Here is a 20,236-nt window from a genome sequence, read left to right as displayed (position 1 = left end):
GGGGGGGGGGGGGGGGCCGGCCCCCCCCCCCCCGACCGCACACCTCAGACCTCTTCGACCGAGCTCGGCTCGCGCCGGGACAGGTCGATGCCCAGCTCCTCAGCGGCCCGGAACACCTCGTCGTCGGTCTCGCGCATTTCCAGGGCCACACCGTCGCTGGAGAGCACCTCAACGTTGAGGCACAGCGACTGCAGCTCCTTGAGCAGCACCTTGAACGACTCCGGGATGCCCGGCTCCGGGATGTTCTCGCCCTTGACGATGGCCTCGTAGACCTTCACCCGGCCGAGCACGTCGTCGGACTTGATCGTGAGTAGCTCCTGCAGGGCGTAGGCAGCGCCGTACGCCTGCATCGCCCAGCACTCCATCTCACCGAAACGCTGACCACCGAACTGCGCCTTACCACCCAGCGGCTGCTGCGTGATCATCGAGTACGGGCCGGTCGACCGAGCGTGGATCTTGTCGTCGACCAGGTGGTTGAGCTTCAGGATGTAGACGTAGCCGACGGCGATCGGGTCCGGCAGTGGCTCACCGGAACGACCGTCGAACAGCTGCGCCTTGCCGGTACGCCCGATCAGCTGCTTGCCGTCCCGGTTGGGCAGGGTCGACTCGAGCAGGCCGGAGATCTCCTCCTCGCGGGCACCGTCGAAGACCGGGGTGGCCACGTTGGTGTCCCCCTCGGACTCGTGCGCGTCGATCGAGCGGAGCTGGCGCTTCCACTCGGCGTCGTCACCCTCGACCTTCCAACCGGTCTTGGCGACCCAACCGAGGTGGGTCTCCAGCACCTGGCCGATGTTCATCCGGCTCGGCACACCGAGCGGGTTGAGCACGATGTCGACCGGGGTGCCGTCCTCGAGGAACGGCATGTCCTCGACCGGCAGGATCTTCGAGATGACGCCCTTGTTGCCGTGCCGGCCGGCGAGCTTGTCGCCGTCCTGGATCTTGCGCTTCTGGGCGACGTAGACCCGGACCAGCTCGTTGACACCCGGCGGCAACTCGTCGCCGTCCTCGCGGGAGAACGTACGCACACCGATGACCGTGCCGGTCTCGCCGTGCGGCACCTTCAGCGAGGTGTCCCGAACCTCACGCGCCTTCTCACCGAAGATCGCGCGGAGCAGCCGCTCCTCCGGGGTCAGCTCGGTCTCACCCTTGGGCGTGACCTTGCCGACCAGGATGTCGCCGGGGACGACCTCGGCACCGATCCGGATGATGCCGCGCTCGTCGAGGTCAGCGAGCATTTCCTCGCTGACGTTCGGGATGTCGCGGGTGATCTCCTCCGGACCGAGCTTGGTGTCCCGGGCGTCGACCTCGTGCTCCTCGATGTGGATCGAGGTGAGCACGTCCTGCTGCACGAGGCGCTGCGACAGGATGATCGCGTCCTCGTAGTTGTGGCCCTCCCAGCACATGAACGCCACCAGCAGGTTGCGTCCGAGCGCCATCTCGCCCTCGTCGGTGCAGGGACCGTCGGCGATGACCTGACCGGCCTCGACGCGGTCGCCCTCGAAGACCACCGGCTTCTGGTTGACGCAGGAGCCGGCGTTGGAGCGGCGGAACTTGTGCAGCAGGTACGTCCGGCGGTGGCCGTCATCCTGGTGGATGGTGACGTAGTCGGCGCAGAGATCCTCGATCACACCGCCGACCTCGGCGACCACCACGTCGCCAGCGTCGACAGCGGCCCGGTACTCCATGCCCGTACCCACGAGCGGCGCCTCGGCCTTGACCAGCGGCACCGCCTGGCGCTGCATGTTCGCGCCCATCAGTGCCCGGTTGGCGTCGTCGTGCTCGAGGAACGGGATCATGGCGGTCGCGACCGAGGTCATCTGCCGAGGCGAGACGTCCATGTAGTCGACGGCCGCGGGGACCACGTCCTCGGTCTCGCCGCCCTTACGACGGCAGAGCACCCGGTCCTCGGCGAACGTGCCGTCAGCCTTCAGGCGCGCGTTGGCCTGGGCCTTGACGAACCGGTCCTCCTCGTCCGCGGTCAGGTAGTCGATCTGGTCGGTGACCCGACCGTCGACGACCTTCCGGTACGGCGTCTCGATGAAGCCGAACGGGTTGACCCGGGCAAAGGTGGACAGCGCGCCGATCAGGCCGATGTTCGGGCCTTCCGGCGTCTCGATCGGGCACATCCGGCCGTAGTGGGACGGGTGCACGTCGCGGACCTCGAAGCCGGCCCGCTCCCGGGACAGACCACCCGGGCCGAGCGCGCTCAGCCGGCGCCGGTGGGTCAGGCCCGCCAGCGGGTTGGTCTGGTCCATGAACTGGGACAGCTGGGACGTCCCGAAGAACTCCTTGATCGCCGCCACCACCGGGCGGATGTTGATCAGGGTCTGCGGGGTGATCGCCTCGACGTCCTGCGTGGTCATCCGCTCACGGACGACCCGCTCCATCCGGGACAGGCCGACCCGAACCTGGTTCTGGATCAGCTCGCCCACGGTACGGAGCCGCCGGTTGCCGAAGTGGTCGATGTCGTCGGCCTCGTAGCCCTCCTCACCGGCGTGCAGCCGGCACAGGTACTCCACGGTGGCGACGATGTCGTCCTCGGTCAGCGTGCCGGTGGTGATCGGCACGTCGACTTCGAGCTTCTTGTTGAACTTGTAGCGCCCGACCTTGGCGACGTCGTACCTCTTCGGGTTGAAGAAGAGGTTGTCGAGCAGGGTCTGGGCGTTCTCGCGCGTCGGCGGCTCGCCAGGGCGCAGCTTGCGGTAGATGTCGAGCAGCGCCTCATCGGCGCCGGCGATGTGGTCCTTCTCGAGCGTGGTCATCATCAGCTCGGACCACCCGAACCGCTCACGGATCCGCTCGGCCGACCATCCGATGGCCTTGAGCAGGACCGTGACGGCCTGGCGACGCTTACGGTCGATACGTACGCCGACCGTGTCGCGCTTATCGATGTCGAACTCCAGCCAGGCACCCCGACTCGGGATGACCTTGACGCTGGAGAGGTCGCGGTCGGAGGTCTTGTCCGGCTGCTTGTCGAAGTAGACGCCCGGAGACCGGACGAGCTGGCTGACCACGACGCGCTCGGTGCCGTTGATGACGAAGGTGCCCTTGGGCGTCATCATCGGGAAGTCACCCATGAACACCGTCTGGCTCTTGATCTCGCCAGTGGTGTTGTTGGTGAACTCCGCGGTCACGAAGAGCGGAGCGCAGTAGGTCAGGTCCTTCTCCTTGCACTCCTCGATCGAGGCCTTGACCTCGTCGAAGCGCGGCGCTGAGAAGGAGAGCGACATGGTGCCGGAAAAGTCCTCAATGGGACTGATCTCTTCAAGGATCTCCGCGAGACCCGAGCGTGCGTGCGGGTCGTCCGCCGACCGGCCCTGCCAAGCCTCGTTGCCGACGAGCCAGTCGAAGGACTCGTTCTGAATGGCAAGGAGGTTGGGGACCTCGAGGTGTTCGGTGATCCTGCCGAATGAAACTCGGCGGGGAGCGAATGCGCTCGACGTACGACTGGTCTTCGCAGGGCGGGAAGCTGCCAAGATGCGTCCTTCCGAGGACCGGTGCTGCAGAACGGCTGGTACGCGTGCACTCCAATGACCCCACCAGAAATATCCGTAAACGGACATTTCCGAGCAGGGGTCAAGTCGGAAGGCAGCGCAAACTAGCAGTGTAGCCGAGAGGCTAACCGCTGTCCAGCCCACCCCGCAGGTTGTTTGCGGAGCGCTCCTCGGCCCCCGTTAACGGGGTCAGCCGGGCCGCTCAGAACGCAACTCCCCACTGGGCCGCTCGGGTTACCGCGGCCGATGGTGCCGCCGCTGTCATACCCACGTCGTGGCCGTCGCAAGCGCGGTGTCTTGCTGGTGTCAGCGTGCCTGGCAGCCCCGGGCCGCGTCAAGGGCCGGTATTGCCCTCGCCCCGTGTTTCCCCCTGGAGAGCGACCGGCCGCCCTCGTTCCGGTCGCCGGATCCGCAGGTCGGAGCCCAGCTCAGAGCCGATCGGAGCCAACACCACCAAGACGGCGGGCGGTGATCCGTGTCGGATCACCGCCCGCCGCCACGCGAATCGTGTCCCAGCTCACGAGCCGGGTACGCGTAGGTGGAACGTCAGGTCACTTGAGGGTGACCTTGGCGCCCTCGCCCTCGAGCTTGGCCTTCGCCTTGTCGGCGGTCTCCTTGTTGACCTTCTCCAGGATGGCCTTCGGCGCGGACTCGACCGCGTCCTTGGCCTCCTTGAGGCCCAGGCCGGTCAGCTCACGCACGACCTTGATGACCTGGATCTTCTTGCCACCGTCAGCCTCGAGGATGACGTCGAACTCGTCCTTCTCCTCCTCGGCCGGGGCAGCAGCGCCACCGACGCCACCGCCGGCAGCGGCAACCGCGACCGGAGCAGCGGCGGTGACCTCGAAGGTCTCCTCGAACTGCTTCACGAACTCAGAGAGCTCGATCAGCGTCATCTCCTTGAACGCGTCGAGCAGCTCGTCGGTGCTGAGCTTCGCCATGTCTGGCGTCCTTTCCTGTTTCTGTTAAGTAAGAACTGGTGCGCCGTGGGGGCCTCAGGCCGCCTCGGCGCCCTCCTTCTCGCGCTTGTCCTGCAGTGCAGCCGCCAGACGGGCGGTCTTCGACAGCGGGGCCTGGAACAGGGCCGCGGCCTTGCTCAGGTTGCCCTTCATCGCGCCGGCCAGCTTGGCCAGCAGCACCTCGCGGGACTCCAGGTCGGCAAGCTTCGTGACCTCGGCCGCGGAAATGGCCTTGCCCTCGAAGACACCGCCCTTGATGACGAGCTTCGGGTTGGCCTTCGCGAAGTCGCGAAGCCCCTTCGCCGCCTCGACGACGTCGCCCGAAACGAAAGTCAGCGCGGTAGGACCGGTGAACAGCTCGTCGAGGCCGGTGATGCCCGCGTCCGTCGCAGCACGCTTGGCCAGCGTGTTCTTCGCGACCGTGTAGCTGGTGTCGGCACCGAGCGAGCGCCGAAGCTGGGTGAGCTGGGAAACCGTCAGACCGCGGTACTCGGTCAGCACGGTGGCGCCCGAGCTGCGGAAGCTCTCGGTCAGCTCAGCGACGGCCGTGGCCTTGTCGGCCCGGATCGGCTTGTCCGCCATGTCCCTCCTCTCTCGTTACTCGAGGCTGGTCCCCGTCTCGGCCGAAGCCGGAACGGGGGCGGAGGCAGCACGACAACGAAAAAGCCCCGGCGCAGGGCGCACGGGGCGAGGGCCGGCAGATCACCATGGTCGGCGGACCACGTGCACTGCCGAGTTACGCTTGCCGCCCTACGCGGGTCGCCCGTTGTCGCGGGACCTTCGACCGTGCCGGAGCACGGTGACCAGCGGTCTCTGGGTGGTTCCTCATCCATGAGAACACGGATGACTGTTGAAGACTACGCGCCCAGGTCACCAGCACCAAATCGCGACCTGTGAGCCGCGCCACCGACGCCGGTGGCGGTCAGCCCTGGGCCCGCCGGCGCCACAGGTAGCCGCCGACGACAGCACCACTCCAGGCCAACGCCCACCCGCTCAGCGCCAGCAGTGTCAGCGCGGCGGCCTCACCGCCGGTGGTGCGCGCCGCCGCCATGATCGGCGGAGCCAGCCAGGGTGCCACCGAACCGGTCAGGCCGAGCACGACGGCGCCGACCCCGCCGAGGGCCAACACCGCGACGCCGTACCCGGCGCCGCCCACCGACGCCCGGCTGGCCAGCGCGCCAAGGGCAACAGCAGCGGGTACGACCAGCAGATGCGCCCACAGCCCCAGCGCGAGCCCGACCGGAATCGACCGGTCCCCCGGGTCGACCGGGCCGGACACCCCGCCCACCAGCCACGGGAAGAGCAACGCGACGGCCACCGTCACCAGCGCCGCCACCGCTGCGGCGAGCAGCCCGGCCAGCCGCTCCCGCGCCACCCCGACCGTCACCTGCGCCAGCCGACGCTGCACGTCCGGCTCGACGTCCAACAGAATCTTGGTCTGCCAGGCGAGCACCGGGAAGAGCACGACGGCGGAGACGCCGTACGCCTCCGCCGGCTGGGCACGGCCACCGCCGTACAGTGTGCCGAGCGTGATCAGGCCGGCGAGCAGCGGTGCCACCGCCCGGCCGGTCCGCAGGAAACCGGTCAACCGCATCCGGATCAGGGCGCTCACCGGGCCTCCCCCGCCGCCGGCTCGACCACCGCGTCGGCGGCCTCCGGCTGCTCGGTCACGGTGATCGGCGGCTCGGCGGGTGGGGCGGCGCCCGCTGCCCGCAGCGGCTCGGCGGGTCCGGCCTGGGGTACGGCGGTGGCGGAGCGTACCCGCAGCACCTGATGGCCCTCGGCGCGCAACCGGGCGACGGTGCCGGCGACCCGCGCGGCCGGCACCGCGACCTCGACCACGGCGATCGTCTCGTCCGTCGACGACGCCTCCTCGGCGAGCGAGCCGTCGGCCACCAACCAGCGACGCGCGGCCGGCAGCCGGACCGTCTCGCCGCGGTGGTCGCTCACCAGGACGGACCCGTCGGCGGCGAGCACCTCGGCGATCAGCTCGGGCACCAGCTCACGGGTGGTGGCGTCCAGCCCCTCCCACGGCTCGTCGAGGACCAGCAGGCCCGGCGGGCGCAGCATCGCCTGGGCGAGGCCGACCTTCTGCGCGGTGCCCTTGGACAGCTCCGGCAGCCGGACCGAGCGGAAGGCGGACAGCCCGAGCCGGTCGATCCAGGAGGTCACCGCCGCGTCGGCCGCGGCCCTGCTCAGCCCCGCCACCCGGGCCATCCCGGTCAGATAGCGGGCCACCGTGAACGGTTGGTCGGCGGGGAACCGCTCCGGCACCCAGCCCACCCGTGCCGGCCGGCCGGAGACCCGCCCCCGGTCCGGACGGAGGACCCCCGCAGCCACCTGGAGCAGTGTCGACTTGCCCACCCCGTTGCGCCCCAACACGATCGCCACCTCGCCGGGGCCGATCCGCACATCGATGCCCTGCAGCACCCACGGCCCCCGCCGGTGGTACCGCAACCAGACGTTCTCCAGCCGCATGGGCCCGAGCCTGCCACACCTAGAACGCGCCGGGGCGCCGCCACGGTCGTGGCGGCGCCCCGGCGGAGCGAACTGTCGACTCAGGCCTCGGCCTGGTCCTCCCGAAGGTTCTTCACCAGGTTCGGGTCGACCGGGACACCCGGGCCCATCGTGGTGGTCAGGATGACCTTGCGGAGGTACTTGCCCTTGGCCGCGGACGGCTTGGCGCGCAGCACCTCGTCGAGCACCGCTGCGTAGTTGTCCACCAGCTGGCCCTCGGTGAAGGAGGCCTTGCCGATGATCAGGTGCAGGTTGGAGTGCTTGTCCACCCGGAAGGTGATCTTGCCGCCCTTGATGTCCTGCACAGCCTTGGTGACGTCCATGGTCACCGTGCCGGTCTTCGGGTTCGGCATGAGACCGCGCGGGCCCAGGATCCGCGCGATCCGGCCGATCTTGGCCATCTGGTCCGGCGTGGCGATCGCCGCGTCGAAGTCGAGCCAACCACCCTGGATCCGGGCGACCAACTCGTCGGTGCCCACCTCGTCAGCACCCGCGGCGGCGGCCTCTTCGGCCTTCGCGCCGCTGGCGAACACGATCACGCGGGCGGTCTTACCGGTGCCGTGCGGCAGGTTGACCGTGCCACGGACCATCTGGTCCGCCTTGCGGGGATCGACGCCGAGGCGCATGGCGACCTCGACCGTGGCGTCGAACTTGACGTTGGTGGTCTCCTTGGCCAGCTTCACGGCCTCGGTGGGGGTGTAGAGCTTCGACCGGTCGATGACATCGGCGGCCTTGCGGTAGCTCTTGCTGCGCTGCATTGCTGATTACTCCTGTGGTCTCTGGCGGGCCGCTCGGCGCGAGCCCTCCCACGGTTGGGTCGACGGCCTGGGCCGACGTCAGTCGTTGACGGTGATGCCCATCGACCGGGCGGTGCCGGCGATGATCTTCTCGGCCTGCTCGATGCTGTTGGCGTTGAGGTCGGCCATCTTCTTCTCGGCGATCTCACGGAGCTGGCCGCGGCTGACCGCGCCGACCTTGTCGGACTGCGGAACGCCAGACCCCTTCTGCACACCGGCGGCCTTGAGCAGCAGCCGGGCGGCGGGCGGGGTCTTCAGCACGAACGTGAAGGACCGGTCCTCGAACACGCTGATCTCGGCGGGGACGATGTCGCCCCGCTGGGACTCGGTCTGCGCGTTGTAGGACTTGCAGAACTCCATGATGTTCACGCCGTGCTGGCCGAGCGCGGGGCCGACCGGCGGCGCCGGCGTGGCCTGGCCCGCCGGCAGCTGAAGCGTGAACGTCTTGACGAGCTTCTTCTTCGGAGGCATGTCACTTCCTGGGGCTTGGAGCTGGGAAAAAGCGGCTGTCGCCGCCCTCGGGCGCGCACGGTCAGCGCGGTGCGACAGCGGCGACATTCAAGAGTAGCGCAGGCCGCAGCCCACTCGTCCGCCGAGGTCGAGCGGGAGCGCGTACGCCGACGTCGGCGGCGGGCCGGACCCGCCGCCGACGACCAGTCAGATCTTGGCGACCTGGTTGAAGTTGAGCTCCACCGGAGTCTCCCGACCGAAGATCGACACCAGCACCTTGAGCTTCTGCTGGTCGGCGTTGATCTCGCTGATCGTGGCCGGCAGCGACGCGAACGCGCCGTCGGTGACGGTGACGGAGTCGCCCACCTCGAAGTCGAGGACCTTGATCTCCGGCTTCGCCTTCTTCTGCTCGGTCTCGACGGCCGGCGCCAGCCACTTCAGCACCTCGTCGAGCGAGAGCGGAGCGGGCCGGTCAGCCCGGTCGGTAGCACCGACGAAGCCGGTCACCCCCGGGGTGTTCCGGACACACGAGTACGACTCGGCGGTCAACTCCATCCGGACCAGGATGTAACCCGGGAAGACCTTCGCCTGGATCTGCGAACGCTTACCGTTCTTGACCTCGACCTCTTCCCGGGTCGGCACCTCGACCTGGTAGATGAAGTCCTCCATGTCGAGGCTCGTGATCCGGGTCTCGAGGTTGGTCTTGACCTTGTTCTCGTAGCCGGCGTACGAGTGCACCACGTACCAGTCACCCGGCGCGTAGCGCAGCTTCTGCCTCAGCTCCGCGACCGGGTCGTAGTCCTCGTCCGGTGCGGGCTCGGTCGTTGGGAACTCCGGCTCGCTGGCGGCCTCAACCGACTCGTCACCAGCCGCCGTCGCGACCGTGGACTGCTCGTCCACTTCTCCGGCGGTCTCGTCGTACTCAGGCACGCTCGCTCACTTCCGTCACTATGGCTGGAGGCAGCCGGTCAGTCCGAGTTGCCAAAGACAAACAACACGACCTTGGCGAAGCCGAAGTCCAGCACACCCACGATCGTCAGCATCACCGCGACGAACGCCACCACCACGGCGGTGTAGGTCAGCAACTCCTTGCGGGTCGGCCAGATGACCTTACGCAGTTCGGCTACAACCTCGCGGAAAAACCGGGCGATGCGCCCGAAGACGCCCACCCGACCCGTTTCCGACCGGGTGGTCGGCCGGCTGTCCGCCGACTCCGCCCGGGCGCGGGACCGCGTGGCGGTGCCGCCCCGGGAAACCGGCTCGTCCGCGCCGGAGGCGTCGTCGTCGGCCACGTCGTCGACGATCTCGTCGTCCAGACGATCGTCGCCGTCGTCGTCGCGCCGCTTGTTGTCGGCCACTTCGCCCTCCGTCGCGGAATCTTGGGTCGCACGCCGAGTGGCGTACGCGGCGCTGGTCACGCCGGCCGGACCCAACCGTCCCGCGACGGGCCGCGGCCGGTGGATCAGCCGGAGGGCCCGATTGCCTCGGAACCACCCCGCCGATGCCACCACCACGGGCCGGACGCCGCCGAACTGGCGGCGCGACCCACGGGAACGGTCAGGCCTGAGGCGCAGGGGTGACAGGACTTGAACCTGCAGCCTGCGGTTTTGGAGACCGCTGCTCTGCCAATTGAGCTACACCCCTATGCGGCAACACTCGCCCCACGCGGCCACAGACGACCGAGCAGGGGTCACTTGCCCCACGGCGGACCAGTGTACGGGTAGCCGCCCGACTTTCCCAACCGGTCTCTCCGCCACGCGTGGCGGGCTCTGTTCAGCGCGCCGACCGGATGGTTGCCCGCGCCTGTGACAGCACCTTCTCCCCCAGGCAGGTGGCCGTCACCTCCAGGCGGGTGAGACCGTCCTCGGTCACCTCGCGGACCCGCGCGGTGACCTCGATCTCGGTCCCCTGGTCGTCGTCCGGGACCACCACCGGCCGGGTGAACCGCACGCCGTACTCCACCACCGCGTCCGGCGAACCGGCCCACTCGGTGACCGCCCGGCCGACCAGCGCCATGGTGAACATGCCGTGGGCGATCACCCCGGGCAGACCCACGGTGGTGGCGACCCGGTCGCTCCAGTGGATCGGGTTGAAGTCGCCCGAGGCGCCGGCGTAACGGACCAGGTCCGCACGGGTCACCCGAAACGTCTGTGCTGGCAACTCCATCTCACGCCTCCCCACGGATGACATACCTGGCCCAGACCGCGACCACGGGCTCCCCGCCGACGGTGCTCACGTCGGTGCGGGTGGTCAGGAAGCCGTGCCCACCCCGGGTGCTGACGTCCTCGATGGTGTTGGTGCAGACCAGCTCGTCGCCGGCGAACACCGGCCTGGTGTACGCGAACCGCTGGTCGCCGTGCACCAGGCGGCTGTAGTCGACACCCAGGGCCGGGTCCTCGATGATCTGGCGGCTCGCGGCCATCGTGACGATCACCGGGAAGGTCGGCGGAGCCACCACATCGGGATGGCCCAGCGCCTGCGCGGCCTCCGGGTCGTGGTGAGCCGGATCGGTGGCGCCGATGGCGGTGGCGAACTCGCGGATCTTTTCTCGGCCCACCTGGTAGGGGGCGGTCGGCGGATAGGTCCGGCCGACGAAGGAAGCGTCCAGAGGCATGCGGCGAACCTACACGGAAAGCCCAATCGCCGACCTGATCGGTAGGCGGCGACGGAGCCGCACCAAACCGGTCAGATCGGCGATCGGAAAAGCTTCGACGGTGGCCGGCCAAAGCCGGCCAGCGATCAGCGGGTCTCGCGGTGGACCGTGTGCCGACCGTCGCGCGGGCAGAACTTCTTCAGCTCGATGCGGTCGGGGTCGTTGCGCCGGTTCTTGCGCGTGATGTAGTTGCGCTCCTTGCACTCCACACACGCCAAAGTGATCTTCGGCCGGACATCGGTAGCCTTCGCCACGGCGGAGTGCCTTCCTCGCTAACGGAAACAACTACGACGCGCCAGCCTAGACGCTGACAGCGCGGACATGCAAAGTGGGCGCCAGAAGCGCCCATTCTTACGACCACCGGCAACTAGCCCGGAAGACGAGAGTAGCGGTGGCCGGACTTGAACCGGCGACACAGCGATTATGAGCCGCTTGCTCTACCATCTGAGCTACACCGCTGCGATGGGTCCAGCTGAACCCTCGAGCCCCCTTACGGAATCGAACCGTAGACCTTCTCCTTACCATGGAGACGCTCTGCCGACTGAGCTAAGGGGGCCTGCGCGATCTCCCCGTGGGGCGCGCAGGAGTAAGAGTACACGGCCCGGCTCGACAGGTGAAATCGGATCCCCCGTGATCGTCCGCGCCCTGCTCAGGGCACCACTCGAAGGCGCGGCAGCTCCCCGTTGGAGATCGTCTCCGGCTCGACCTGGGCACCGAACCAGGCAGCCAACCGCTCGTACGGCAGCGGCCTGCTGAACAGGAAGCCCTGCCCGATCTCACAACCGATGTCCTGGAGAAGCTCCAGGGTCAGCTCGCTCTCCACCCCCTCGGCCACCACCGCCAGGCCGAACTGCTGGGAGAGCGTCACCACCGCGTTGACGATCGCCAGGTCCCCCGGATCGGTAGCCATGCCCTGCACGAAGGAGCGGTCCACCTTCACCTCGTGCACCGGCAGGCGCCGCAGGTGCGCCAGGGACGAGTCGCCGGTGCCGAAGTCGTCCACCGACAGCCGTACGCCGAGATCCCGCAGCCGTTGCAGGGTGGGGATGGGCCGGTCCGTGCCGTCCAGCACCCCCGACTCGGTGATCTCCAGGGTGAGGCGCTGCGCCGGCACCTTGTACTCGGTCAACAACTCCTGGACCCGGTCCGGGAAGTGCTGGTCGATGAGCGTACGAGCCGAGAGGTTGACAGCGATGGGCAGCGGCTGGTCGGCCAGGGCCCAGTCCCGACTGCGGCGCAGGCCCTCGCGCAGCACCACCTCGGTGAGCCGGCTCAACTGGCCGGTGTGCTCGGCCACCGCCACGAAATCCTCCGGTGCGACGGTGCCGTGCGCCGGGTGCTCCCAGCGGGCCAGACACTCGACACCGACCAGGCGCCGGTCCCGCAGCGTCACCTTGGGCTGGAAGTAGACCTCCAGCTCGCCCTGGTCCAGTGCTCGGCGCAGATCGCCGGCCAGGCCCAGCCGGCGCAGTGAACGGGACTCCAGCGCGGGGTTGAACAGCTGCACACTGCCCGGCACCGACTTGGCCGCGGTGGCCGCGAGGTCGACCCGAAGCAGCAGGGTCGCCGCGTCGCTGCCGTGATCCGGGTGTACGGCCACCCCGACGGCGGTGTTCACGTCGAGGGTGAGCGCGTCGAAGACCATCTCGTCGCGGATCTGGTCGCGCAGCTGGGCGGCCAAATCGAGCGCCGCCTCGGCGCTCTCCAACCGCAGCGTCACCAGGAACTCGTCCCCGCCGGCACGGCCCACCAGAGCCGACGACGGTGCGCTGGCCCGCAACCGGTTGGCGACCTCGGTGAGGACCTTGTCGCCGGCGGCGTGACCCAGGGACTCGTTGACCTGGCGCAGCCCGTCGACGTCGAAGAGCAGCAGCGCCACCACCTCGCCCGGCGCGCGGATCTTGACCGACTCGTCCAGCGCTCCGGTGATCCGTCGCCGGTTGGGCAGCCGGGTCAACGTGTCGTGGTGCGCGTCGTGCCGCAGCCGGTCGACCAGTCGCGAATTCTCCAGGGCCACGGCGGCGTGCGCGGAGACCGTCTCGAAGATGGGGATGTCACCACGGGTGAAATGACCGACGTCGCTGAGCCGGTTGGCGACCTCCAGGGTCCCGATCACCGCTTGGCCGGACCGGAGCGGCACCACGATGACGTCCTTGATCTTGCTGTGGCTCAGCGCCTGGCGCTCGTTCGCCTTCTCGTCGAAAGCGCGCCCCACCGCGATGGTCCGCCCCTCGTCCGACGCCCGCTGCCGAAGGGACGCCGGCGTGGGTACGACGTCCAACAGCCCCGAGTCGTCGACCCGGGCGGTGAGCAGCACCTCGGGATGGCGGCCCTGGGCGGGCAGCCACAGCGTGGCGTACTCGGCCTGCATCAGGGCCCGGACCCGACCCAGGAGCGCATCGACGAGGGTGCCGTCCTGGCCGCGCTCCCCGATAGCGCGGGTGAGGTCGTACATCGCGGCCAGCGTCCGGTGTTGCCGGAAGAACTCCGCGTAGGAGCGGTAGACCAGGACCAGTGCCGCACCGAGAGCGGCCAGCAAAACCAACGACCACCAGGTGGTGGTGACGGCGATCAGGATGATCAGACCGAGCGAGACGTTGATCGCCGCAGTGAGCAGGGCGGGGCGTGCGGTGCGGAGAGAGTCCCGTCCCGCCTGCCAACCCTGCAGGAGGGTGTGCACGCCGACGATGCCGAGAAGGCTGACCAGGATCACCGCGGTCACGGCCGCGAAGAGACTCAGCCAGGTGCCGGGGTCGTCCACCTCCTTCGACGGCGGTAACGCCTGAAGGAGGAGGACGGCGAGAGAGGTCCCGGCGGCAGCCTTGGCCACGTTGAACCAGAACTTGACAGGCGCGAACCGGTGCCGCGTCTGCGTGAGCATGGACGCCACCGTGTAGATCGCGACGACGGTCAGCGGTGGCAGCAGAAACAGCGCTAGTACCAGCGGAATCTCGGTCAGGGTCATCCCGAACGACTGCCGCCGGACCACAAAGTTGAGGACCGGCATGCCCACGGCGGCCATGGCGACCAGCAACAGGAGCGCGAGGAGCCAGTCACCGAAGGGCTGGGACGACACCAGCCCTGTGACGATGGAACAGATCGCGGCGAAGAACACCAGTGGCGCGGTGATGAACCATGCACGATCCGCCGAACGACGTCGCGATCGATCACGCGGAGCCATACCGCTCCCTACGGCGCCTGCGGTTTACCGCCCGTGGCTTGGGGTGAGCTGAACGAGTCAGCGACCGCTGCCGACGATAGTGCCTTCCGGAGCGACGGTCCAGATGAGATCGATGGCCTGAGCTCCACGAGCACTGCTGTCATAGAGGCCAGCGGGGAAGGCGACGATGGCGGCGGCAGCAAGAACAAGGAGGAGAGACCCACCGAGTCGGCCTAGCCTTCGACCAGACATGATCGCTCCTGTCGGGAGATGTACAGCGTTGATGGAGGTTCCACGATCGTGCCACAGCGCGGGCAGCCAGAGAAGTGGTGGTCGCCCGACTGGCCCCACCGTCTGTTACTTCCCGCCGTTCGGCCTACCGCCCCCAACGCACCGGGCCAGATCACGAGCCTGCAGGTCACTTAACCGTTTCACCCAGCGCTGAATGCGACCTTCAACGCAATTCGGGTCCAGCTGTAGGCACTGCCACATCCGGTACGACGGTCACCGTCAGCAACGCTCAACAGTCCGCGACGAACGTGCGCCTCCGATCCGGCCATCGACCACCATACCGGCTCTCCGCCATCCCGCTAGTACCTCGTCGGGTTCATTTCAGTTTGGTGGCCAGTAGAACGAACGCTGACCACGGGCAGGGTATGCGCAGCTAGGCGTGGAATTTTCATCGATGACAGCAGATGCGACAGGCGTCGGTGTGGCGAAGTCGCCATCGATGTGAGCGCTGACCTATCGCCAGGCGCGCCAACACCGACCACCGCGACGCCCGCACCTCGGCTTCAGTGCTTCGCCGGCGTGTGCCCACAGCGGGAGAATTCCGCGGTCACACGACTTTGGCCGCAGGCCGACGCGGTGCCGGCTGTTGGGCCGGAGGCGGCGACATGTCCGGCCGACCGCTCCTGCGATCGGGCCCCGTGTTGACTCGTGCCGGCGAAGATATCGGCGCACGGCGATGTCGCGTTGATGGCTTGCCCTCGAAGCGACAAGACGCCCACGGCAAGGCGGCACGGAAGCGGCAAGGACTCGCGAGGCCGCCCGGAGCGCGAGGTCACCCACCGCCACATCCAACAGCGATGGACAGCACGGACAGCCGTCCCGCCCGGAACGCGGTCAGATGCTCGGTCGTCAGTTGGTACGACATGGGCGGATCACTGGTCTTCCAGCGGTCGACGTGCACGAAACAACCGTGCCAACTGCCGTAGCCGATCATTTCGAAGTCAGGGAAGGCCGGATCCGTTGCTGGAGCGCCGACAACGAGCCCTGGACCGGACACGCGGGCGACGACGTTGTCGTCCGGAGGGCCGACGAAGATCGCGACTGCGGCGCGCTGCTCGGCGGGTGCTGTACCAGGATCGATGTAGTCGTGCACCCGCTCATAACCGCGAACGCTGATCTGAAACACATAGCCTTGCGCCTCAGTCGCAGGGGCGTCTCTCACCTTCAGCACACCGAAACAGCAGGCGGCTACGGCGACAACCGACAGCAGCCAGATACGCCGGCGTCGCGAACGAGCCTTGACGTGTGTGTCAGTGGCAGCGTCGGGTGCGGGCACGACGACACAGTAGGCCGGCCGACCCGCGCATGGGCGGGGCTCAAGGTCAACAACGCCGAACGGACGGGCAATCCCGCGCCGTTTCCGGACCAGTAGTTGCAGGGCCGGCCGGTCACCAGCGGGCACCGGGCCGGCCGCCGCGAGCAAGCTTTTCGGACAGCACAGCCGGCTGAGCGCGCTCCTCCAACCTGAGGCGGGATCACCGACAAGGCGGGCGCCTCCGCTCGGGGAACGTCAGCTATGCCAACGGAGGCGAAGAGACCATCACCTGCCCCGAGCTGGTCCCCGACGCCCGAGTGGATTTGCTTGAGGCTGACCCGGCCCACCTGGTCAACGCCTTCAACCAGCCGTCATCGGCTGGACCCAGACAGACTCGGCTAGATCAACGACACCGGCCCCTGATCAGCATCTCTGCTGGTCAGGGGCCGTGTCTGCACCTGGTGGCGGGTAGAGGATTCGAACCTCTGAAGCTTTCGCGACGGATTTACAGGGCGTCCGTGATCTTGACCGCCTCAGCGCTTGCGACCTGGCGATTTGCTCGTCCGAACAGAGTCCATCCGGTCAGCCGCCCACCATCTGCCCACGCCCACCAGGTTCGCCCGACCTCTCACGACGCCGAGGGCAACGGCGAATCAGACGGCAAGCCAGCCTCATCCGACGAGGTAGGAGAAGCGGTGGGCACAGGCACCGAAACGGAAGGCGCCACCGCCGGAACGTCTGCCTGGTTGGAGGACCAGACCATGGGCACAACGATCGCGATGATCGCGACCAGCAGAGCAAAGATCGCAACCACCGCTGAGATCCAGGCCACACGCCGGCTGTCCTTGGCCACTCCAAGAGCCTCAAGCTCTCTCTGCTCGGCGCGCTCAAGTCGTTGCTGGTCGTCAGATCGGTCGCGGTCGACCTTCGACACGAAGTCCGCGAACTGCTGCGCCAAGGCAGCGTTCCACTCCAGGAGCTCCGTTTCACGTTGCTCAGCTCGCTCGTGACGCTCCGTCTCCTCGGCCTCTTTCGCAGCCACGGACTCTGCAAGCTCGTCCATCACCCGATCGGACTGGATGCGCCACTGCTCACGCTCGCGCGCCTGCCGCTCGATGTCACGTTGGAGATTCATCGAGCCAGCCAGGAAATCCATCGGATCAGCCACGAAATCCCGTTGTCCTTTCGGTCATGCCACTCTGTCCCCACCAGGCTCAGCCCTGCGGGCAACAACCAGTCATCGGAGGGCATTCCCGATCTTGTCGTTCATGGTGTCGTCTCCCCCGTCGATGCAGTTGGCGTAGACGCGGAGCAGGACGGCGACGCCGTGGCCCAGGCGCCGCGCTACCTCGGTCGGCGGGACGCCGGCATTCAGCCAGAGCGAGGCCGCCGCGTGCCGCAGGTCGTAGGGCCGGCGGACGAGCGGCGACGCGACCTGCGATTCGGTCAGCGCCTTCTCGCGGGCGAGCTTCCACCACCGGTCATAGACCGACTCGGACAGCGGCCCACCATGCAGGCCCCGGAAGAACCGACCGTCCGGGCCGACCCCGTGATTCTCGACGTGCGCGCACAGCAGCTCGACGAGCCGCGGCGGGATCGGGACCGTCCGAGTCTCAGCCCTCCCCCGGTGCTTGAGTCCGCGCCGCTCGTGCGAGCCGCCATCATCGGTCCAGTGCGAGCCGGCCCGCGGCGAGGTGCCGGCGAGCACCAGGCGGCCCCAGCGATATTCGAGCTTCTCGTGGTCGCAGGATCGGGAAGGCTTCACCGCCGCCAGGTCGTCGAAGTCGGCTCCGCAGTCGGCGCATCGGCCGGCAAGGTCGCAGTCCTCCCGCCGCAGGTCCGCCGCTTCCGAGGGACGCATCCCCGCGTAGTAGAGACAGCCAAAGAACGCGGTGACCTTGTCGGCCCGTTTGCCGAGAGATTTCACCGCCTCCAGCAGCGTGGCGACCTGGGCCGGGTTCGCCACCACCCGCCGGTCGATGGACTGCGCGACCTCGGGCGCGGTCCACTGAACCCGGTCGACCGGGTTGGAAGCGATCAGCTCCAGCTCGACGGCGTACCCGAGGACGTTGTAGAAGGTGGCGCGCTTCCGCTGGACGGTGGAGGCAGCCGCGGGCTTGCCGTCGAGGCGTACGCAGAGACTGTCGAGGACGCGGCGGACCATCGCGGGCGAGTCCAGCTCGACGACCGGGACGGACGCGGTTTCCAGCCAGACGAGCGCGGCCGCGTGGTCGGGCGGGATCTCGTCGGACCAGCGGCGCGGGTTGAGGCCGTAGAGATACAGCGCCTCACGGAGCAGAGCCTCAGTCGGTCGGCCCCGCTTTGTCGGCCGGGTCAGGGTCACCGTGATGGAGGTCAGCGCTTCGACGATCGAGCGCCGGGTCTTTGCCGCCGCCCGGGGCCACTTCATCTCGACGTACGCGCGGCTGTGCGCGTACCAGGTGGTGGGGTTCTTGGCTCTGGCTTCGGAGACCGGGCGGCCGGTGGCGGGGTCGAAGGGCTCCCCCGCGTTGGCCGCCTGGACCAGCTCGGCGCGGAACGAGTGCGCCAGGGCTTTGGTACGGAACATGTCCTCGAAGCGTTGGCCGCTCACCGCCCACCGGACCCGCCATGGCCGAGCCTTCCGGTCAGCGCGCTTGGCGATCTCCCAGATTTGGACCTCGTAGCTCTTCACGCGGCGTCCTGCTCCAAGTCGCCGAGCCACCGACCGAGCGCCGACCGGCGGACCCGCAGCTGCCCGTTCGGGAGCTTGATCACCCGTGGTCCCTTGCCGGTCTGCCGCCAGTAGAACCAGGTCGAGCGCGGTACGCGCAGCTCGGCGAGCACTTCCGGCACGGTCAACAACTCCTCGTTCACTGCGTTTCCTCCCCGTCGTGCTGTGCGCTGTGCTGAGTTGCCGAAAGGTCTGAGGACCCCTGCGCGGCCCGGTCCTTGGCGGCGAGCAGTTCGGATCGCCAGCGGGCGCGTTCGCTGATCGAGCGCATGAGTCGGTGAGTCATCGGGCCGACGTCCGGGTCGTCGGGTCGGGCGAGTTCCCAGGCGTGCCGGACCCGTTCGGTGGTGTCGCCCTGGTCGTCGACGAGCTGCGTGCCGTCGGTGGTGACGCCGAGCAGTGCCCGTACCCAGGCCCGCGCGTCGTGCTTGTGGTCGGCGAGGGTCTTGCCGGACCAGTCGCGGGAGATGAGGATGCGCCGGCCGCCGATGCCGAGGGTGTCGCGCTGGTGGACCTTGCCCTTGCAGCGGCCGGGCTTGAGCTTGGCGTGTGCCTTCTTCGGCTGGACGCCGTAGAGCAGCCAGTTGGCGCACCGGTCGGTGCAGGGGGTCAGCTGGAGTTGCTGCCAGAGCCGGTCGAGGTGCTTGCGTTGCCGGTCGGTGGTCGCCTTGTGGCAGTCGCCGGTGTGCTTGGTGATGTATTTAGTGACGTACCGGATGGTCCGTTCGGCGTCCTCGGTGCCGGGCATGACGCCGCGGGCGTCGACCTGGGCACCGAAGCGGACGACGTGGACCGGTTCGGCATCCGGGTCGTCGTCGATGCTGTCGAGGGCTTCCGCCCAGGTGGTCAGTGGCTCGCGGGTGTCCGGGTCGACCCATGCCGTCGCCTGCTCGTCCCAGATCGGTAGCCGGTCGAGGGTGTAGCGCTGGACGTCCACCGAAGGCCACCACACCTGGTGGTAGGTCGCCGCCGCCACGGTGCGGAGCACGTCGCGAGGGATGGTGCCCCGGATGGCGAAGTGGGCGTGTGGGGCGAGTCGGCGTTGCGGCTCGACGCAGCCGGCGTACTGGACGTTCCAGCCCTCGCACCGCCGAAGGTTCTGCCAGAACCGGTCGAGCAGCCGAGGAAAGTGCACGGCGTCCCAGGCGGCACGGCGGTAGTCGTACCTGGCTGGGTTGACCGGGGTGCCATCGGGGCGGACCGGGCCGTACGAGTCGAGGGTGAGCGTGAGCCACATCGACGGTTGGTAGGTGGAGCCGTCCGGGGCGGTATAGGTCTTGCCGACGGTGCGCCGCTCGACCTTGCGCCGAGGCAGCTCGGGAGCATCCTGGCGCCGCTTGGTGGAGCGCTTGCGTCGTGGGCCGGGCTCGTCGTCCTGGCCCTCGTCGTCGCTGACGTGAGGTGGTCCGACGCGCCCGCGCAGGCCCTCAGCGGTGATGGCTTCCTCTACCTCGCGGATAGCCTCGTCGAGGTCGGTCACCTGGTCCCACTGGGCCGCCCTGACCGCCTCGTCGCGGGAGAACTCCAGGTGTGCGCGGAACAGGATCAGGGACTTCTGCGCCTCGGTGGCGGGTTCCGGGCCGGGTAGCGGTTCGTCGTCGCGGTGCCAGCCCTCGCGGATCTGGGCTTGCCGTAGCCGGCGGTTCTTCTTGGCGCACGGCGGGCACTTGTCCTCGCGGGTCGCGCCGCAGGGCAGGTCGATGACTTCGGTCAGGCCGGTGTCGAGGTCGGTGCGGCGCATCGCGAGCGGGCGGACGCAGACGCCGTACTCGATGGCGATGTCCTTAAGGACGTCGATTGAGCGGGGCAGCGCCATGCGGGCCGCCCGCGACCCCGGCCGAGGAGCAACCGGGGTCGGGGCGGGTTCGAGGCCGGGCAGGGTCGGAGCCGTCATCGGCCCACCCCCACCGCGAGGTGAATGCGGTGGTCCCGGGTGCAGGTCCGCCG

The 20,236-nt window shown here is 68.5% G+C and carries 18 protein-coding genes and 3 tRNA genes; all 21 read right to left on the bottom strand.

Annotation, left to right across the window (positions count from 1 at the left end):
• Positions 1 to 44 precede the first annotated feature (44 nt).
• Positions 45 to 3,476 (bottom strand): DNA-directed RNA polymerase subunit beta, encoded by a 3,432-nt coding sequence (locus tag QCZ28_RS28410; RefSeq protein ID WP_088987568.1) that lies wholly within the window; start codon positions 3,474 to 3,476, stop codon positions 45 to 47.
• A gap of 569 nt (positions 3,477 to 4,045) precedes the next feature.
• Complete coding sequence (gene rplL / locus QCZ28_RS28405) at positions 4,046 to 4,435, bottom strand: 50S ribosomal protein L7/L12 (RefSeq protein WP_279519491.1); 390 nt, start codon at positions 4,433 to 4,435, stop codon at positions 4,046 to 4,048.
• Between the two features lie 54 nt (positions 4,436 to 4,489).
• Entirely contained in the window at positions 4,490 to 5,035 is a 546-nt protein-coding gene (rplJ, locus tag QCZ28_RS28400; protein ID WP_030329872.1) for a 50S ribosomal protein L10, read from the bottom strand.
• 340 nt (positions 5,036 to 5,375) lie between these two features.
• Complete coding sequence (locus tag QCZ28_RS28395) at positions 5,376 to 6,065, bottom strand: hypothetical protein (protein WP_279519490.1); 690 nt, start codon at positions 6,063 to 6,065, stop codon at positions 5,376 to 5,378.
• The gene (locus QCZ28_RS28390; RefSeq protein ID WP_279519489.1) at positions 6,062 to 6,931 is read right to left on the bottom strand and encodes an ABC transporter ATP-binding protein; all 870 of its coding nucleotides are present in this window, start codon (positions 6,929 to 6,931) and stop codon (positions 6,062 to 6,064) included. Before QCZ28_RS28390 ends, QCZ28_RS28395 begins: the two co-directional genes overlap by 4 nt.
• Positions 6,932 to 7,011: 80 nt before the next feature.
• The gene (rplA, locus tag QCZ28_RS28385; protein ID WP_030329866.1) at positions 7,012 to 7,728 is read right to left on the bottom strand and encodes a 50S ribosomal protein L1; all 717 of its coding nucleotides are present in this window, start codon (positions 7,726 to 7,728) and stop codon (positions 7,012 to 7,014) included.
• A 78-nt stretch (positions 7,729 to 7,806) separates the two neighbouring features.
• On the bottom strand, positions 7,807 to 8,238 hold the full coding sequence (gene rplK, locus QCZ28_RS28380; RefSeq protein WP_030329864.1) for a 50S ribosomal protein L11: 432 nt from the start codon (positions 8,236 to 8,238) through the stop codon (positions 7,807 to 7,809).
• A gap of 186 nt (positions 8,239 to 8,424) precedes the next feature.
• Positions 8,425 to 9,147 (bottom strand): transcription termination/antitermination protein NusG, encoded by a 723-nt coding sequence (nusG, locus tag QCZ28_RS28375; protein ID WP_030329862.1) that lies wholly within the window; start codon positions 9,145 to 9,147, stop codon positions 8,425 to 8,427.
• Positions 9,148 to 9,185: 38 nt separating this feature from the next.
• Positions 9,186 to 9,575: a preprotein translocase subunit SecE gene (gene secE / locus QCZ28_RS28370; protein WP_030329860.1), complete on the bottom strand. Its 390-nt coding sequence runs from the start codon at positions 9,573 to 9,575 to the stop codon at positions 9,186 to 9,188.
• A 213-nt stretch (positions 9,576 to 9,788) separates the two neighbouring features.
• Positions 9,789 to 9,861, bottom strand: a tRNA-Trp gene (locus QCZ28_RS28365).
• 129 nt (positions 9,862 to 9,990) lie between these two features.
• Positions 9,991 to 10,383 carry a MaoC family dehydratase gene (locus QCZ28_RS28360; RefSeq protein ID WP_279519488.1) on the bottom strand — a complete coding sequence of 131 codons (393 nt, stop codon included), beginning with the start codon at positions 10,381 to 10,383 and terminating at the stop codon, positions 9,991 to 9,993.
• 1 nt (position 10,384) lies between these two features.
• Positions 10,385 to 10,831: a MaoC family dehydratase N-terminal domain-containing protein gene (locus QCZ28_RS28355; RefSeq protein ID WP_030329856.1), complete on the bottom strand. Its 447-nt coding sequence runs from the start codon at positions 10,829 to 10,831 to the stop codon at positions 10,385 to 10,387.
• Between the two features lie 125 nt (positions 10,832 to 10,956).
• Entirely contained in the window at positions 10,957 to 11,124 is a 168-nt protein-coding gene (gene rpmG / locus QCZ28_RS28350) for a 50S ribosomal protein L33 (RefSeq protein ID WP_007073056.1), read from the bottom strand.
• A gap of 132 nt (positions 11,125 to 11,256) precedes the next feature.
• Positions 11,257 to 11,329, bottom strand: a tRNA-Met gene (locus QCZ28_RS28345).
• A gap of 24 nt (positions 11,330 to 11,353) precedes the next feature.
• Positions 11,354 to 11,426: transfer RNA gene (locus QCZ28_RS28340), tRNA-Thr, on the bottom strand.
• A gap of 93 nt (positions 11,427 to 11,519) precedes the next feature.
• Entirely contained in the window at positions 11,520 to 14,051 is a 2,532-nt protein-coding gene (locus QCZ28_RS28335; protein WP_279519487.1) for a bifunctional diguanylate cyclase/phosphodiesterase, read from the bottom strand.
• Positions 14,052 to 15,093: 1,042 nt separating this feature from the next.
• Entirely contained in the window at positions 15,094 to 15,597 is a 504-nt protein-coding gene (locus QCZ28_RS28330) for a hypothetical protein (protein WP_279519486.1), read from the bottom strand.
• A gap of 607 nt (positions 15,598 to 16,204) precedes the next feature.
• Positions 16,205 to 16,744 carry a hypothetical protein gene (locus tag QCZ28_RS28325; protein WP_279519485.1) on the bottom strand — a complete coding sequence of 180 codons (540 nt, stop codon included), beginning with the start codon at positions 16,742 to 16,744 and terminating at the stop codon, positions 16,205 to 16,207.
• A gap of 69 nt (positions 16,745 to 16,813) precedes the next feature.
• Positions 16,814 to 18,250: a tyrosine-type recombinase/integrase gene (locus QCZ28_RS28320; protein WP_279519484.1), complete on the bottom strand. Its 1,437-nt coding sequence runs from the start codon at positions 18,248 to 18,250 to the stop codon at positions 16,814 to 16,816.
• Complete coding sequence (locus QCZ28_RS28315) at positions 18,247 to 18,432, bottom strand: helix-turn-helix domain-containing protein (protein WP_030329852.1); 186 nt, start codon at positions 18,430 to 18,432, stop codon at positions 18,247 to 18,249. The genes QCZ28_RS28320 and QCZ28_RS28315 overlap by 4 nt, the downstream gene beginning before the upstream one ends.
• A complete protein-coding gene (locus QCZ28_RS28310; RefSeq protein ID WP_279519483.1) occupies positions 18,429 to 20,183 on the bottom strand; it encodes a replication initiator in 1,755 nt (584 codons plus the stop codon). The genes QCZ28_RS28315 and QCZ28_RS28310 overlap by 4 nt, the downstream gene beginning before the upstream one ends.
• Between the last annotated feature and the right edge of the window lie 53 nt (positions 20,184 to 20,236).

The sequence above is a fragment of the Micromonospora sp. DH14 genome (genome assembly GCF_029809455.1).
Lineage (GTDB): Bacteria > Actinomycetota > Actinomycetes > Mycobacteriales > Micromonosporaceae > Micromonospora > Micromonospora parva.
This window is presented reverse-complemented; position numbering and strand designations above follow the sequence as displayed.

Bases quoted from the DNA above. Each gene is read 5' to 3' on its own strand.
- rplL (WP_279519491.1), bottom strand. From the start codon at position 4,435: ATGGCGAAGCTCAGCACCGACGAGCTGCTCGACGCGTTCAAGGAGATG.
- rplJ (WP_030329872.1), bottom strand. From the start codon at position 5,035: ATGGCGGACAAGCCGATCCGGGCCGACAAGGCCACGGCCGTCGCTGAG.
- QCZ28_RS28390 (WP_279519489.1), bottom strand. From the start codon at position 6,931: ATGCGGCTGGAGAACGTCTGGTTGCGGTACCACCGGCGGGGGCCGTGG.
- rplA (WP_030329866.1), bottom strand. From the start codon at position 7,728: ATGCAGCGCAGCAAGAGCTACCGCAAGGCCGCCGATGTCATCGACCGG.
- rplK (WP_030329864.1), bottom strand. From the start codon at position 8,238: ATGCCTCCGAAGAAGAAGCTCGTCAAGACGTTCACGCTTCAGCTGCCG.
- QCZ28_RS28360 (WP_279519488.1), bottom strand. From the start codon at position 10,383: ATGGAGTTGCCAGCACAGACGTTTCGGGTGACCCGTGCGGACCTGGTC.
- QCZ28_RS28355 (WP_030329856.1), bottom strand. From the start codon at position 10,831: ATGCCTCTGGACGCTTCCTTCGTCGGCCGGACCTATCCGCCGACCGCC.
- QCZ28_RS28335 (WP_279519487.1), bottom strand. From the start codon at position 14,051: ATGGCTCCGCGTGATCGATCGCGACGTCGTTCGGCGGATCGTGCATGG.
- QCZ28_RS28310 (WP_279519483.1), bottom strand. From the start codon at position 20,183: ATGACGGCTCCGACCCTGCCCGGCCTCGAACCCGCCCCGACCCCGGTT.